Below are 769 nucleotides of genomic sequence, written 5' to 3'. Positions count from 1 at the left end.
CCGCCGTTGCCGCCCTCGCCCAGGATCTGAAGCCGCTCGAAGCGCCCCCCCGCCGCTCCGACGAACGCAATTCGCGGACTTTCGAGGCAATCCACGACACGCTGCTCAAGATCGTCGACAGGCTGGGCTCGCTGGAAGCGACCGAGACCAGCGAGGCGGTCAGCGAGCTGGTCGATCCGCAACCGGCCAGCAAGCGCGGCGGCCGCGGCGGCAAGATCGCGGTGCAGGACGCGCCTTCGATGGATATCGACCAGCCGCTGCCGCTCACCGGAGACATGGCTAGCCTTGAAGGCCGCGCCGCGGAGATCATGCGCGACGAGCCGAGCGTACCGCGCACGCCCGCCGAGGCTGCTGCAGCAGCCGCCATGGCGGCGCTGGGACCGGATGCGGTCGGCGACAGGAGCGAGACGGCCGGCCGCAGGAAATCCATGCTCAGCGGCCTGGCGCGCGCTTTCAAGAGCAAGAAGGACGCGGACACGCAGCCGCTTGCCGGCTCGGCGCCGGTCGGCGACGTGCCGGGCGTCGACATCGACGAACCACTCGACCCCAAGGCGGCCAACCGGCCGTTGGAGCCCGGTTCCGGTGCGCCGGACCTCAATGCCATCATGAAGCGGGTGCGAGACGAGCGCGGCGGGCAGCCGGCCCGGCGCACCGACAGCGATGCCGCTAAGTCGGATTTCATCGCCGCGGCCCGGCGCGCTGCCCAGGCGGCAGCGGCGGAAGCCGACACGCTGAAGCGGCAATCGACCATGACCGGCCCGGTGAAGGC

Annotated in this window: 1 pseudogene; it reads left to right on the top strand. The window is 71.3% G+C overall.

Annotation, left to right across the window (positions count from 1 at the left end):
• Nucleotides 1–769 (top strand): annotated as a pseudogene (locus EOA27_RS38740) (peptidoglycan-binding protein); the annotation flags it as partial.

This window comes from Mesorhizobium sp. M2A.F.Ca.ET.037.01.1.1, from assembly GCF_003998075.1.
Classification (GTDB): domain Bacteria; phylum Pseudomonadota; class Alphaproteobacteria; order Rhizobiales; family Rhizobiaceae; genus Mesorhizobium.
Note: the sequence above shows the minus strand (reverse complement) of the source record. Positions and strands in the feature narration are given on the sequence as shown.